We start from the raw sequence: 15104 nt of genomic DNA on the forward strand, positions 1-15104 counted from the left end.
CCCTTGCCCGCGTGATCTTGCCCGCCTATGGTAGCGCTATCAATGGGGAGGACAAGAGCCACGATGGCCGACAGTCTGATTTCAATTCTGCCCGCGGATTACGCTGCGGGACACTTTCTCGGCCGCGCACAGGGACCGGATGGCCCCTGCGTCATCGCGATTCGCGGTGGCCGCCTGTTCGACCTGACGCAAGACGTGGCCACCAGCGCCGGGGCCGTGGCCCGCAAGGCCTTTGCCGGCGGCACGGATCTTGGCCCGGTGGAAGCCGGCCTGCCCGCCGGCTGGACACTGCTCTCCCCCATCGACCTGCAGTGCGTGAAGGCTGCCGGGGTTACCTTTGCCCTTTCCGCCATCGAGCGAGTGATCGAGGAACGCGCGCGCGGCGATGCGGCCAGGGCGGCGGAAATCCGACAGGGGCTGGAAGACAAGGTTGGCGCGGGCATCCGCGCGGTAGTGCCCGGCAGCGCCGAGGCGGCAGAGCTGAAGGCGGCGCTGATCGCCGAAGGCATGTGGTCGCAGTACCTGGAAGTGGCCATCGGGCCGGACGCGGAAATCTTCTCCAAGTCCCCCGTGCTCTCCACCGTTGGTGCCGGTGCCCCCATCGGCGTGCGCAGCGATTCGAGCTGGAACAACCCGGAACCCGAGGTGGTGCTGGTGTGCGATGCCCACGGCGAGATCGTGGGCGCGGCCTTGGGCAACGACGTGAACCTGCGCGACTTCGAGGGCCGCTCCGCGCTGCTCCTGTCCAAGGCCAAGGACAACACCGCCAGTTGCGCCATCGGCCCGTTCATCCGCCTGTTCGACGATGGTTTCGGCATCGATGACGTGCGCGTGGCCAATGTGGACCTGCTGATCCAGGGGCCGGAGGGCTACCGGCTGGAAGGCACCAATGACATGGGCCAGATCAGCCGCGATCCCACCGAACTGGTGCGCCAGTGCCTGTCGGAACACCACTACCCGGATGGCTTCGTGCTGTTCTGCGGCACCCTGTTCGCGCCGGTTCAGGATCGTGATACGCCCGGCGCCGGGTTCACCCACAAGGTGGGCGACGTGGTCTCGATCAGCTCGCGCCGCATCGGACGGCTGACCAACACCGTCACCACATCGCGCGATGCCCCGGCCTGGACCATGGGCATCGCAGCATTCATCCGCAACCTGGCCGTGCGCGGCCTGGTTGACCGCATCTAACAGGAAATCCCATGACCAACCGAGTCCTGTCGCACTACATCGGCGGCGAATTCACCGGGGCCAGCGATGCGCTGGAAAGCCTCAACCCGTCCGACACCAGCGACGTGGTGGCCCGCTTCCCCGACGGCACGGCGGCCGACGTGGCCATGGCCGTGGCGGCTGCCCAGGCGGCCCAGCCCGCCTGGGCCGATGCGTCGCCCGAAGTGCGCTCGGACCTGCTGGAAAAGATCGCCAGCGCCCTGTTCGCCCGCTCGGCCGAAATCGGCGAGCTGCTGGCGCGCGAGGAAGGAAAGCTGCGCGCCGAAGGCATCGGCGAGACGCTGCGCGCCGCGCGCATCTTCCGCTATTTTGCGGGTGAGGCGCTGCGCCGCCACGGCCTGACGCTGGAAAGCACCCGCCCGGGGCTGGATGTGGCCACCTATCGCGAGGCGCTGGGCGTGGTCGGCCTGATCACCCCGTGGAATTTCCCCATCGCCATTCCCGCGTGGAAGGCCGCCCCGGCACTGGCCTTCGGCAACGCCGTGGTGCTCAAGCCCGCCAACGTCACCCCGGCCATGGCGCACGTGCTGGCCGAGGTGATCCACGAAGCGGGCGTGCCCGCGGGCGTGTTCAACCTGGTGCTTGGCCGCGGTGACGTGGGCCGGGCGATCGTCGATCATCCCGATGTTACCGCCGTCAGCTTCACCGGCAGCCAGGGCGTTGGCGCTTCGGTGGGCATGGCCGCGATGAAGCGCGGCGCGCGCGTGCAGATGGAAATGGGCGGCAAGAACCCGCTGGTGGTGCTGAACGATGCCGACCTGGCCAAGGCGGTGGCCATCGCGGCGGACGGCGGCTTCTTCCAGACCGGCCAGCGCTGCACCGCCAGCAGCAAGGTGATCGTGGAAGACGGCATCCACGATGCCTTCGTGGCCGCCCTGGCCGAGAAGGCCGCCAGCCTGAAGGTCGGCGCCGCGCTGGACCCGGAAAGCCAGGTGGGCCCCGCCAGTAGCGAGAGCCAGTTCGAGCAGAACCTGAACTATGTCCGCATCGCCTGTGACGAGGGCGGCCGCCTGGCCGGCGGTGGTGACCGGGTTTCCGGCCCCACCCAGGGCTACTTCATGCAGCCCACCGTGATCGCCGACACCGCGCCCGAAATGCGCATCAACAATGAGGAAGTCTTCGGCCCGGTCGTCTCTACCGTCAGGGCGAAGAATTACGAGGAGGCGCTGGCGCTGGCGAATGCCGGCAATTTCGGCCTGTCGTCGGGCATCGTCACGCAATCGCTGGCCAAGGCGCGGCATTTCCGCCGCAACGTCAAGGCTGGCATGGTCATGGTCAACCTTCCCACGGCCGGGGTTGATTATCACGTGCCGTTCGGCGGCACACGGGGGTCGAGCTATGGCCCGCGCGAACAGGGTTTCGCCGCGGTCGAGTTCTACACCCAGGTCAAGACTGTTTACACGGGGGATTGAGGCCAGATGGCTGATGGAGTGTTGCGGCCGGTAGCGCAGGGGGCAGTGTACCCCAGCCTTGCGGGCAAGAAGGTAATTGTCAGCGGCGGTGGCTCGGGCATCGGCGAGGGGATCGTCGAGGGCTTTGCGCGGCAGGGCGCGGCAGTGATGTTCGTGGACGTGGCCGACGAGCTGAGCGAGGCGCTGGTCGCCCGGCTGGCCGATGCCGCCATACCGCCGGTCTATGTCCGGTGCGATATCACCGATTGCGCGGACTATGTCGCCAGGATCGAACAGATGATCGGCCAGCTTGGCGGGTGCGACGTGCTGGTCAACAATGCCGCCAACGATGACCGCCACAGCATCGAGGATGTAACGCCCGAATACTGGGACGAGCGCATGGGGGTGAACCTCAAGCACCAGTTCTTTGCCGCCAAGGCGGTAATCCCGGCGATGAAGGCTGCCGGCGGGGGGTCGATCATCAACCTGGGTTCGATCTCATGGCACCTGGGCCTGGAAGACCTGGCGATCTATCAGACCGCCAAGGCCGCGATCGAGGGCCTGACCCGCAGCCTGGCGCGCGAGCTGGGGCGCGACAACATCCGCGTCAACGCCATCCTGCCGGGCAACGTGCAGACGCCGCGGCAGATGAAGTGGTATTCGCCCGAGGGCGAGGCCGAGATCGTCGCCGCGCAGTGCCTCGATGGACGCATCCAGCCGGCTGACATTGCCGCCATGGCCATGTTCCTGGCCAGCGACGATGCCCGCTTCTGCACCGCCCACAACTATTGGGTCGATGCCGGATGGCGCTGACCGTGCCCGTCGCCCGCGTGCTGGATGCCGGCTTCAAGCTGGGTGAGGGCGCGTGCTGGGACGCGCAGCGGCAGGTGGTCTGGTTCGTCGATATCAAGCGCCACTACCTGTGGGTGCACGATCCCGCCACCGGCAGCAATTCGCGGGCCGAGGCACCGGGCCAGATCGGCTGGGCGCTGCCGGCGGAAGGCGGCCTGCTGCTGTGCGGCCTGCAGGATGGGCTCTACACCTTCGATCCCGAGGCGCAGGCCTTCAGCAAGCTGATGGATGTGCCGGGCGAGCCCGCGCACAACCGCCTCAACGATGCCTGCACCGATCCCTGGGGCCGCGTATGGTTCGGATCGATGGACGATGCGGAAGCGGAGGCTTCCGGCCGGTTCTATGTGTTCGATCGCGGTGCGATAACGCCCGCTGGGCCCACCGGCATCTCGATCACCAATGGACCCGCCGTCAGCCCGCAGGGTGACCGGATCTATTTCACCGATACCGTGGGCCAGAAGATCATGGTGGCGGACCTCTCGCCCGCAGGCGTGGGTGAGGCGCGCGAGTTCGTGAACACCGGCGCGATCTGGCCCGGCGCCTATCCCGACGGGCCGGTGGTGGATGCCGAGGGCCATGTGTGGACCGCGATGTATTTCGGCAGCTGCGTGGCCCGTTTCAGCCCTGATGGCGTGCTGGAGGCCGAAGTCGAATTCGCCGCGCGCGATATCACCAAGATGTGCCTGGGTGGCGCTGATTTCCGCACGGCCTATGTCACCACGGCCACCAAGAACCTGGCCGAGGGAGAGGCGGAGCAGTTCCCCGATGCGGGGTGCCTGCTGGCCTTCGATGCCCCGGTGGCGGGTTTCGCCCAGGCCCGCGTAAAGCTGTAACACTTGCCCTGCCGGAGGTGATGCTCCGTTAGAGGGCCGCCTCCCCGTTGAGAGAGGATTGGCCCCGATGCGCCGCATTGTCACGCTTGCCGCCCTGCTGGCCACCACCCCGGCCCTGGCCGCACCCGATCCCGCCGCCGGATATGGCGACCGCATGGTGCTGCAACGCGGCCAGCCCATCGTGATCGGCGGCACCGCCGCACCCGGCGGCGAGGTGCGCGGTACGCTGGGGGGCGAAACCGCCACCGCCCGCGCCGATGCCGACGGGGCCTTCCGCCTGACCTTCGCGGCCCGGGAGGGCTCGGCCGATCCGCTGACGCTGACGCTGTCTGACAGCACCGGAGAGACCCGCCTGACCGACCTGGTGGTGGGCGACGTGTGGCTCTGTTCGGGCCAGTCGAACATGGAGCTGTCGGTCTCCCGCGCGCTCAACACCTGGAACGAGCTGCGCATGGCGGCCGATCCGCAGATGCGGCTGCTGATGGTCCCCAAGGTCACCGCCGCCGTGGAGCAGGCGGAGTTCGGCGAGCCGGTTCAATGGCGCGCCGCCACCTCGGAAACTGTCGAGCCGTTCTCCGCCGCCTGCTTCTTCATGGGCAAGCGCCTGCGCGCGGAAAACGGCGTGCCGGTGGGCCTGATCCATGCCAACTGGGGCGGATCGGGCGCGAGCGCCTGGATGAGCCCTTCCTCCGTTCGGACGCTCTATGGCCCTGAAGCTGCGGACCTGCTGAAGCTGTATCAGCGCGACCCCTTCGCCGCCGCGCAGGCCTTTGTGCCGCAGTGGTATGACTGGTGGGCCAATGCCGATGGCGGGCGCGAACCGTGGACCGATCCGGACAGCCTGTCCTGGCAACCGATCCCGCGCTTCAGTTTCTGGAACGAGTGGACCGGCACCGGCCTCGACACCCAGCCAGCCGCCAACGTCTGGCTGCGCCAGCGCTTCACCCTGACTGCCGAGCAGGCGCGCAATCCCGGCACCCTGGCCATCGGCGCGATCGACGATCTGGACCTGACCTGGGTCAACGGCCAGCCGGTGGGCTATACCTTCGGCTGGGGGGTGGAGCGCACCTATCGCGTGCCTGCGGACTACCTGCGCGAAGGCGAGAACGAGGTGCTGATCGCCGCCAGCAACAACTGGGACACCGGCGGTTTCTTTGCTGGGCCTGACCGGCTGTTCTTCACCGCCGGCAATGGCTCCATCGTGCCGCTGGGGGCAGACTGGCAGTATTCCATCGGCGCGGTCAGCCAGAGGCCGCCGCGTGCGCCGTGGGATGCGATCGAGGGCATGGGCGTGATGCACAACGCCATGATCGCCCCGCTGGGCCCGATGCGGCTGGCCGGCGTTGCCTGGTACCAGGGCGAGGCCGACGTGGGCAAACCCGCCTATGACGTGCGCCTGGCGCAACTGTTCCAGGGCTGGCGCCGCCAGTTCGGCGACCAGGCGCGGATGCTGGTGGTGCAACTGGCCAACTATGGCCAGCGCGTGACCGAACCGGTGGAGAGCGGCTGGGCGACCTTGCGCGAGGAGCAGCGGCAGGCCGTGCTGGCCGACGATAACGCGGCCCTCGTCACCGCGATCGACATCGGCGAGCCGAGCGATATCCACCCGGCCAACAAGAACGTCCTTGGCCTGCGGCTGGCCATGGCTGCGCAAGGCGAAGGCCTGCCCATGCCTGTCGCCGCGCTGACCGGGGGCGAGGTGCCGGAAGGCATGCTGGCGGTAAGCTTCGACGGGGTGGAGGGCAGCTTGCGGACTTATGGCGGCCCCGCCCTCTCGTTCGAGCTGTGCGGACCGGCGGAAGGATCGTGCCGCTTCGTGCCCGGCACGGCGCAGGACAACGCCGTTTTCCTGCCGCTGGACGGCCAGCCGGTGACCCGTGTGCGCTATGCCTGGGCCGATGCCCCCGTCACCAACCTCTATGACGAGCGCGACGTGGCCGTGCCCGGGTTCGAACTGATGGTGGGAGAATGAGCATGGACCGGCGCACTCTCCTCGCCACCGGAACCGCAGCGGCGGCAAGCCTGTGGCTCCCCGGCTGTTCCGGCGCTGCGACAAGCGCGGCCCCCGCCTTCATCCGCCGCGATGGCCAGCGGCTGCTGCTGGGCGAGGCACCCTACCGCGTGGTCGGCGCCAACATGTGGTATGCCGCCTGGCTGGGCGCCAACGCGCCCTATGGCAACCGTCCGCGCCTGTTGCGCGAACTGGACCGGCTACAGGCGCTGGGCCTCAACAACCTGCGGATCATGGCGGCGGCCGAAGAAGGCCCGCTGAAGAATTCGATCAAGCCCGGCTTCACCCTGCCCGATGGCAGCAGCAATGCCGCGCTGCTGGAAGGGCTGGACTTTGCCGTCGCCGAAATCGGCAAGCGGGGGATGACCTGCGTGCTGGCGCTCAGCAACTTCTGGGAATGGTCCGGCGGCCTGCAAACCCTGCTGCAACGGGTGACCGGCAGCTATATCGACATGAACGATCCTGCCCACCCCTGGCCCGCCTTTGCCGATGCCACGGCTGAGTTCTATGCCAATCCGCAGGCGGTGGAACTCTATCACGCCCATGTGCGCGCGGTGGTGGGGCGGACCAATTCGGTCACCGGCCAGCCCTATGCCGCCGATCCTGCCGTGATGAGCTGGCAACTGACCAACGAACCACGCCCCGGCGGCAGCGACGCGGCGATTGCCGAGCACCGGCAGGCCTACCTCGACTGGATCGCCGGCACCGCCGCGCTGATCCGGGGGATCGATCCCAACCACATGGTCAGCCTGGGGCAGGAAGGCACCCAGGGGTGCAACGGCGATGCCGGTCTGGTGGCCGCCGCGCACGAGCATGTGGACTACCTCACGGCGCATATCTGGCCGCTCAACTGGGGCTGGGTAACGGGCGATGACCTGGCCGGCACCTGGCCCGCAGGGGAGCGGCTGGTAGCGGACTACATCGCCACCCACCGGCAGCTCGCCACGCAAATCGACAAGCCGCTGCTGATCGAGGAGTTCGGCTTCCCGCGCGATGCGGAAGGCTATGGCCCGGAAGCCACCACCCAGTTCCGCCAGCGCTATTACCGCACGATCTATGACGCGGTGGAACAGAGCTGGCGCGAGAGCGGCCCGATCCAGGGCAGCAACTTCTGGGCCTGGAACGGCGAGGCGCGCGCGGCCCACGAAGACTTCCGCTTCAAGGACGGCGATCTTGCCTATATGGGTGACCCGCCGCACGAGCCGCAGGGCTGGTATGGCAATTTCAACAGCGATGCCGCCATGCTCGATGTGATCCGGGCACATGTGGCGATGAAGTGTGAAGGGTTGCAGGAGCCGTGTCCCGCCTGATCATCGAAACTGCCGACTGGCGCGCCGAAGTGCTGCCTGAAGCGGGCGGCCTGATCGCCTCGCTCAGCCACAAGGGTGTGGACGTGTTGCGCCCGCTGCCTGCCGGGTCCACCGATCCGCTGGCCGCCGCCTGCTTCCCGCTGGTGCCCTATGCCAACCGCGTGGCCGGCGCGCAGTTTCCGCTGGCGGGCGACCTTGTCCACCTGCCGCGCAACTTCCTGCCGGAGGAGAGCAACCTCCACGGCTTGGGCTGGCAGAGCGCGTGGGAGGTGAGCGCACAAGGCACGTTCAAGTGTGCGCTGGAACACCGGTACGAGGGCATCGGCCCCTCGCCGTGGAAGGGCGATATCGCCTGCTGGCCGTGGGCCTACCAGGCCGACCAGCGGATCATGCTGGGGCCCAAGGGCTGCGCCATCAGCCTGACGCTGACCAATCGCAGCGACATGCCGATGCCGGCGGGCCTGGGCGTGCACCCCTATTTCCGCCGCCGGCCGGAGAGCCGCGTGCGCTTTGGCGCCGATGCCGTGGCCCTGGTGGACGATGCTCTGATCCCAACGGGCGAGAATGCGCCTGCCAGCCACTTCGCGGATTTTGCGCGCGGCGCGGCCCTGCCGGACGTGACCATCGACCACTGCTTCACCGGCTGGGACGGCATGGCCACGATCACAGATGACCTGGGCACCATCACCGTGATGGCCCGCGGCGCGCCGCACCTGCACGTCTACGCCCCCGCCGATGGCTCTGCCCTGTGCCTGGAACCGGTCAGCCACCCGCCCGATGCGCTGAACCAGAACCCGGGCGCGATGACCTGCCTGCCGCCGGGTTGCAGCGCCAGCCTGCAGATGTGGGTGATGGTTTCCTGATCCCCATATCGTATGGAGGACCGAGCACAGCTTGGCCCCCATACCCTTCAGTGGTTATGCCGCGGCAGGCCCTTTTGCGCGGTACCGCGATACTTCAGGGCAAATTCCATCACCCCGCCCTGGCCAAGCTGTCCGGTTTTTTCGCGGTAGAGTTCTTCCCATGGCGTATTGCTGGCAGGCACCGGCGGAGCCGGTTCCTCGGCCAGGCGGCGGGCGATTTCGCCTTCGTCCACCAGCGCGTCGCAGCGCGCCCGGTTCAGGTCCACCCGGATCACGTCGCCGTCGCGCAGCCAGGCCAGGCCCCCGCCAGCGGCGCTTTCCGGCGTGGCGTTGAGCACGGATGGGCTGTCGCTGGTGCCGGACTGACGCCCGTCACCCAGCGTTGGCAGCCACGATACGCCGCGCCGGATCATCGCATCGGGCGGCTGCATGTTGACCACCTCGGCGCTGCCCGGCCAGCCGATCACGCCCGCGCCGCGGATCACCAGGATGCAGTCCTCGTCCACGTTCAGCGCAGGATCGTTGATGCGGTGGTGGTAATCGTCCGACCCGTCGAACACCACGGCGCGCGCCTCGAACACCCCTTCCGCACCGGGGCGCGAGAGGTAGCGGGTGCGGAATTCCTCGCCGATCACGCTGGTCTTCATGATCGCGAAATCGAACAGGTTGCCCGACAGGACCATGAAGCCCGCGTCGTGCATAAGCGGATCGGCATAGGGGCGGATCATCTCGCGGTCAGCGCTTTCGCGGCCCGCCACGTTCTCGCCCATCGTGCGCCCGGTGCAGGTGAGGCAATCGGCCTTCAGCTTGCCCGCCTGCAACAGCTCCCACATCACCGCCGGCACACCCCCGGCGCGGTGGAACCGCTCGCCCAGGTACTTGCCCGCCGGCTGCATGTTCAGCAGCAGCGGCAGGCGCCAGCCATGTTCGTGCCAGGCACTCAAGGGCAAGTCCACGCCCGCATGCGCCGCCATCGCCTGGATATGCGGCTGGGCGTTAGACGAACCACCGCAGGCGCTGACCGTGGCAATGGCATTGAGGAAGGCATCTAGCGTCAGGATCTTCGACGGGCGCAGGTCTTCGTGCACCATCTCCACGATCCGCCGCCCGGTGCGATAGGCCATCTGCCCGCGCTCGCGATAGGGCGCGGGGATCGCCGCACAACCCGTCAACGACAGGCCCAGCGCTTCGGCCACGGCGTTCATCGTGCTGGCCGTGCCCATCGAATTGCAGTGCCCTGCACTCGGCGCGCTGCTGGTGGCGCGGTCGAGGAATTCGTCCTCGTCGATCTCGCCCGCCGCCAGCTTGCGGCGACTGCGCCAGATCACTGTGCCGCTGCCCACCAGCTCGCCTTCGTGCCAGCCGTCCAGCATCGGCCCGCCGGACAGGACGATGGCCGGGATGTCCACCGTGCTGGCCGCCATGATCTGGCTGGGCGTGGTCTTGTCGCACCCCGTGGTCAGCACCACCCCATCCAGCGGATAGCCGTTGAGCAGTTCCACCAGCCCCAGGTACAGCAGGTTGCGATCGAGCGCGGCGGTGGGGCGGCGGCAGTTCTCGAAGATCGGGTGGACCGGGAATTCGATGGGAATGCCGCCCGCGTCGCGGATGCCGTCACGCGTGCGCTTGGCCAGCTCCACGTGGATGCGGTTGCAGGGGGAAAGGTCGCTGCCGCTTTGCGCGATGCCGATGATCGGCTTGCCGCTGCGCAGTTCTTCCGGAGTGACGCCATAGTTCATGAACCGCTCGAGGTAGAGCGCGGTCATGTCCATGCGGTCAGGGTTGTCGAACCAGTCGCGGCTGCGCAGCCGGCGAGCGGGACCAGTATTGTCGGCGGACATGGGGGGAGAGTCCTTCTTCAGCCTTCCTGCATGCGTGCGCCGCGCGTGGCCAGAGGCGGCGCGGCATCACTTTCGCGCCGCACCAGGGTATAGGGCAGCGTCTTGGTCTCGGGCTTAACGCGCTCTCCCAAGCGTTTGGCCTTAAGCATGCGGGCGGCGGCATCCACCGCCCAGGCCGTCATCTGCCGGATCGGCTGACGCACGGTCGTGAGTTCGGGCCAGATCGAGCTGGCCATGTCGGTATCGTCGAAACCGCAGACGGTGATGTCATTGGGCACGTCAAGATGGCGGCGGTGGGCCACGGCCACGGTGGCGGCGGCCATATCGTCGTTGGAGGCGAAGATCGCGGTGGGGCGCGGGTTGACCGACAGCAGCTTCTCCGCCCCGTCCATCCCCGAGCGATAGGTGAAGCGGCCCTGCACGATCAGCCGGTCGTCCTTGGGAATCCCCGCATCCTGCATCGCCGCCAGGTAGCCGTTCAGGCGCCGGTCGGCGGCAATCTGCTCCGGATTGCCGATGATGAAGCCGATGCGTTCATGCCCCAGGCCGATGATGTGCTTGGTCATGTCATAAGCGGCCTGGAAATCGTCGATCTGCACTTCGCCCTGCGAACCGGCAGCCTTGCCCGATCCGACGGCGATGGAAATGGCATCCAGCTCGCTCACCAGTTCCAGCACGGATGCATCGTCGCACAGCGGGGGGGGGCAGGATGAAGCCCTGGATGCCGCCTTCGGCCAGGTGCCTGATCAGCGCCTTGCCATGGGCAACATCGTCGCAGCTTTGCACAACCAGCTGGATATCGCGCCGGTTGGCCTCGTCCAGCGCGCCCATCAGGAATTCGGCCAGGTAGGACGACGAGGGGTTGTCGAACAGCAGCGCCACCCGCGCCTGTTCCCCGCCGGCCAGACTGCGCGCGGCGCGGTTGGGGGAATAGTTGAGCCGGGCGATCGCCTCCAGCACCTGCTCGCGCGTGGCATCCCGCACGTTGCCTTCGCCGTTGATCACGCGGCTGACCGTCATCGGCGAGCAGTTCGCCTCACGCGCGACGTCGGAAATGGTGGGCGCGCCGGCACGGCGGCGAGCGCCGCGCTGCTTGCGCCTGTTGTCGGAGGCCCCTTCGTCAACCATCAGATCGCCCATAGACCCACGATACCGCTAACAGCAAGCGCCGGTTGGGGCATGATGCACAGCGAAGTTAACCATCGTTACTGTCGGGATCACTGGCCGGGGGCTTCGGGAAAAGCCAGCGAGCGGTAGTAATCCAGTTCATGTTGCGGCGGGCGCGTGCCCTCGGGCAGCGGCAGGCCGTTGATGCTCTGCCACCAGGCCAGGCTGGCATCGCGCCACCAGCGCGCCTCGGCCTGCTGGATGACCAGGTTTTCGGCCACGGCACGGAAGCGCTGCGGATCGACGTGGCGTTGCTGCGCGGCCCAGGTATCGGCCATCGCGTCGACTGCGGCCACGCCGGTGTCATAGCGCCCCACCAGCTCCGCCCAAAGGCTGCGGCCGGACGGCATGGCCTGGTCCCAGCCGACATGGTGGAACCACAGCAGGTAATCCGGATCGGCGGCCAGGCCGGCGGCAACCGGAGGGGCATACTGCGCCAGCGCGTTGGAGCCGCTGGCCGTGCGGTCAAACCCGATGCCCTGCCGGTCGGCGCGGGCGTAGTAACACGGGTTCCACTCCGGCCGCGCCAGGTCGCACACCCAGGGGCCGGGGCCGTAGTGGTGGCCAGTGGCCATCTGGTGCGCCAGGCCCAGCGGGGTCATGTAATCGACCACCGCCTGCCGGCTGCCCAGCATCATCGGCACGACCGCCTCGACGAATTCCGGCGCGCGGCTGAAGGTCTGCGCGGCCCACTCGCGCGCGATCTGTTCGCTGGTCAGCGAGGGGTCCCAGGCGAGGCGGCCGAAGGCATACCAGTTGGCCTGGTCGAAATCCGATCCGGTCCAGTTGCGGTCTGATCCGGTATTGGCAACACCTGCCATGCCCACCGGCTGCACGATCTGCGCCACAGTGCCGCCCCGGCCCGTGTCCGCGTGCAGCACCTCCTCCCACATCGGCGCAAGGTAAGCCAGGTGGGTGCCCTGCCCCAGGTATTCCTTGGTGATCTGCGCTTCCAGCATCAGCCGGGTATTGGGCATGGCCCCGAACATCGGGTGGAACGGCTCACGCGGCTGGAAGTCGATCGGGCCGTTCTTCACCTGCACGATCACGTTGGGGGCAAACTGCCCGTCCAGCGGCACGAACTCGTCAAAGGCCTGCATGGCCCGGTCGACATCGTTGTGCTCGGAATAGACGAAGGCGCGCCAGATCACCGTCCCGCGATTGCCCAGCGCTTCGGCCAGCACGTTGGCCCCGTCTGCGTGGCTGCGGCCATAGTCTTGCGGGCCGGGCTGGCCTTCGGAATTGGCCTTGACCAGGAAGCCGCCGAAATCAGGAATGGCGGCGTAAATCTCGTCTGCCTTGGCCCGCCACCAGGCGCGCACTGCGGGATCAAGCGGGTCTGCGGTAGGCAGGCCGCCAATATCGCGGGGCGCACTGAACCGCGCGGACAGGAACACGCGGATGCCATAGGGCCGCCAGGCGTCGGCCAAGCGCTTGAGCTTGGCGATATAGCGCGGCTCCAGCATGTAGGCCTGCGCATTCACGTTGTTCACCACCACGGCGTTGATGCCGATCGAGGCATTGGCGCGGGCATAATCGATCATCCGCTGGTCCAGCCGGTCGGGCAGGTTCCACCAGTCGAAGATTGAGCGTCCGGCATAGCCTCGCTCAACATGGCCATCGGGATTGTCCCAGTGGTTGAGCATCCTGAGCGGCATGGCGGGGGCGGAGGTGAGGTTGATGGTGCGCGGGTCGGCACCAAGCGAGAGTTCGCGCAGCAGGGCGTAGGCGCCGTAGAGGCAGGAAATGTGAGACGGTCCGCCGATCCTGATGCCTTGTCTGTCGGTGGTGACAAAATATTGCTCGCCACCAGTGGGGTGACTGCCGCAATCGATCAGTATGCGTCCATGACCGCCGGGGCGGCTGCGGGCCGGCTCCCCTAACAGGGAATGCAAACCGAAGCCCAGTTCCCGGACAGCCGCTTCCAAGGTCGGATTGTCTTCCCGGTTATACAAATCGACCGCAATCTGCGGGTTGAATTCCTCCAACCGCTCCAGCGCCTCGCCCTCCAGCGGGGCATAACGCAGCCACAGGTCATACCCGTCCTCCGCCCGCGCCGCGCCGGGCAGCAGGGCCGCCACGGCAAGGCACAGCGCGAGCAGGCGGGCGATCACGCGGTGACAGCTCCCGCATAGTCGTCAAGAAACTGCTGGTGCGAAGGCAGCTTGCCCACGTGCCCGGCAATCCCCTGCGCCAGCGCGGCAAGCGACTGTCCCAGACGCTCCTTGCCGATCATCTGCCCCAGCCCGTGGTGGCCCTGGGGGGTGAGGCCCTGCCCCAGCATCACCTGCACCCAGCTATCCACGCGGAACAGCTCGTCATTGGCCTGGAAGGCGGTGGCGCTTTCGCGGAACAGGGCGATGCGGCTTTGCAGGCTGCCCGGCAGCGCCATGTTGCGGCAGTGGTCCCAGAACGGCTCGCCCTCGCGGCTGTTCAGGCAATAGTGCAGCACGATGAAGTCGCGCACCCCTTCCAGCTCGCGGCGGGAAAGGTCGTTGAACCGGTCGACCAGCGCGGGCGTCACGCCGTTGAACGGGAACAGTTGCGCCAGCCGCGTGACCGCGATCATGATCAGGTGGATCGAGGTCGATTCCAGCGGCTCCACGAAGCCGCTGGCAAGGCCGATGGCGACGCAGTTCTTTGCCCAGGTCTTGCGCCGGCTGCCGGAAACATAGCGGATCACGCGCGGCTCGGTCAGCATCGGGCCGTCGAGCCGGCTCTTGAGCAGCGCCAGCGCTTCTTCATCGCCCAGATGGCTGCTGGCATAGACCAGCCCGTTGCCCACGCGGGTTTGCAACGGAATCTGCCACTGCCACCCGGCCTTGTGGGCGATGGCGCGGGTGAAGGGCCGCGCGGGGCCGGTGCTATCGGTCTGCACCGCCAGCGCGCGATCGGTGGACAGCCAGTGGGTCCAGTCCTCGTATCCGGTCTTCAGCGCGCCCTCGATCAGCAGCGCGCGGAAACCGGTGCAGTCGATGAACAGGTCGCCTTCCACCAGCGCGCCCGATTGCAGCGCCAGCGCGGTGATGAACCCGCTTTCCGGGTCCAGCCTGACCTCAGCAATCCTGCCCTCCACGCGGGTCACGCCCAGCGGTTCGGCAAACCTGCGCAGGTACTGGCCATAGGCCGTGGCATCGAGGTGGTAGGCATAGTTGAGGGCCTGTTCGCCACCGGTGGCGAACTTGCATGCTAGCGCCGCCTGCGTCTCCAGGCTGTAGTCCCCGATGTCGCCTGCCACACCCATTGCCCGCGCGGCCAGCCACATGTGCTGGAAATCGGCCAGCCAGGTGCTGCGGCCCATGGAGCCGAAAGAGTGGAAATAGCGCTCCCCGTCAGCCAGCCAGTTCTCGAAACTGATGCCCAGCTTGAAGCTGGCACCGGTGGCGCGGACGAACTCCTGCTCGTCGATCCCCAGGATCTCGTGGAAGCGGCGCGCGGTGGGGATGGTGCTTTCACCCACGCCCACGGTGCCGATCTCGTCGCTTTCGACCAGCACGATCTGCACCAACTGGCCCACGGTCCTGGCCAGCATGGCGGCCACCGCCCAGCCCGCCGTGCCCCCGCCCGCGATGACCACCTTCTTCACCGGTTTGCCAAGCATCGCATCGC

12 protein-coding genes are annotated in these 15104 nt (G+C 67.6%); 7 read left to right on the plus strand and 5 right to left on the minus strand.

From position 1 onward, the window contains the following. Positions 1-63 precede the first annotated feature (63 nt). The 7 genes from GRI99_RS03410 (at position 64) to GRI99_RS03440 (ending at position 8487) form a co-directional block, all read left to right on the plus strand. A complete protein-coding gene (locus tag GRI99_RS03410; protein ID WP_160770563.1) occupies positions 64-1188 on the plus strand; it encodes a fumarylacetoacetate hydrolase family protein in 1125 nt (374 codons plus the stop codon). Between the two features lie 11 nt (positions 1189-1199). Next, a complete protein-coding gene (locus GRI99_RS03415; RefSeq protein ID WP_160770564.1) occupies positions 1200-2639 on the plus strand; it encodes an aldehyde dehydrogenase family protein in 1440 nt (479 codons plus the stop codon). A gap of 6 nt (positions 2640-2645) precedes the next feature. Further along, a complete protein-coding gene (xylB, locus tag GRI99_RS03420) occupies positions 2646-3431 on the plus strand; it encodes a D-xylose 1-dehydrogenase (RefSeq protein WP_160770565.1) in 786 nt (261 codons plus the stop codon). Continuing rightward, the gene (locus tag GRI99_RS03425) at positions 3422-4303 is read left to right on the plus strand and encodes an SMP-30/gluconolactonase/LRE family protein (RefSeq protein WP_160770566.1); all 882 of its coding nucleotides are present in this window, start codon (positions 3422-3424) and stop codon (positions 4301-4303) included. Before xylB ends, GRI99_RS03425 begins: the two co-directional genes overlap by 10 nt. 67 nt (positions 4304-4370) lie before the next feature. Next, complete coding sequence (locus tag GRI99_RS03430) at positions 4371-6275, plus strand: sialate O-acetylesterase (RefSeq protein ID WP_160770567.1); 1905 nt, start codon at positions 4371-4373, stop codon at positions 6273-6275. 2 nt (positions 6276-6277) lie between these two features. Continuing rightward, positions 6278-7624 carry a glycoside hydrolase 5 family protein gene (locus GRI99_RS03435; RefSeq protein WP_202392905.1) on the plus strand — a complete coding sequence of 449 codons (1347 nt, stop codon included), beginning with the start codon at positions 6278-6280 and terminating at the stop codon, positions 7622-7624. Continuing rightward, on the plus strand, positions 7612-8487 hold the full coding sequence (locus tag GRI99_RS03440) for an aldose epimerase family protein (protein ID WP_160770569.1): 876 nt from the start codon (positions 7612-7614) through the stop codon (positions 8485-8487). The genes GRI99_RS03435 and GRI99_RS03440 overlap by 13 nt, the downstream gene beginning before the upstream one ends. A gap of 47 nt (positions 8488-8534) precedes the next feature. Here the strand turns inward: GRI99_RS03440 and GRI99_RS03445 are convergent, their stop codons facing one another. The 5 genes from GRI99_RS03445 to GRI99_RS03460 all read right to left on the minus strand — a co-directional run bounded on the left by GRI99_RS03445 (position 8535) and on the right by GRI99_RS03460 (position 15096). Beyond that, positions 8535-10328: an IlvD/Edd family dehydratase gene (locus tag GRI99_RS03445; protein ID WP_160770570.1), complete on the minus strand. Its 1794-nt coding sequence runs from the start codon at positions 10326-10328 to the stop codon at positions 8535-8537. A gap of 17 nt (positions 10329-10345) precedes the next feature. Further along, the gene (locus GRI99_RS18960; RefSeq protein WP_337192846.1) at positions 10346-11005 is read right to left on the minus strand and encodes a substrate-binding domain-containing protein; all 660 of its coding nucleotides are present in this window, start codon (positions 11003-11005) and stop codon (positions 10346-10348) included. Next, complete coding sequence (locus GRI99_RS18965) at positions 10896-11456, minus strand: LacI family DNA-binding transcriptional regulator (RefSeq protein ID WP_337192847.1); 561 nt, start codon at positions 11454-11456, stop codon at positions 10896-10898. Before GRI99_RS18965 ends, GRI99_RS18960 begins: the two co-directional genes overlap by 110 nt. Before the next feature lie 89 nt (positions 11457-11545). Next, positions 11546-13609, minus strand: coding sequence for an alpha-glucuronidase (locus GRI99_RS03455; RefSeq protein WP_337192848.1), 2064 nt, complete (start codon positions 13607-13609; stop codon positions 11546-11548). Further along, a complete protein-coding gene (locus GRI99_RS03460) occupies positions 13606-15096 on the minus strand; it encodes a tryptophan halogenase family protein (RefSeq protein ID WP_160770571.1) in 1491 nt (496 codons plus the stop codon). Before GRI99_RS03460 ends, GRI99_RS03455 begins: the two co-directional genes overlap by 4 nt. Between the last annotated feature and the right edge of the window lie 8 nt (positions 15097-15104).

The organism is Alteraurantiacibacter buctensis (genome assembly GCF_009827655.1).
GTDB lineage: Bacteria > Pseudomonadota > Alphaproteobacteria > Sphingomonadales > Sphingomonadaceae > Alteraurantiacibacter > Alteraurantiacibacter buctensis.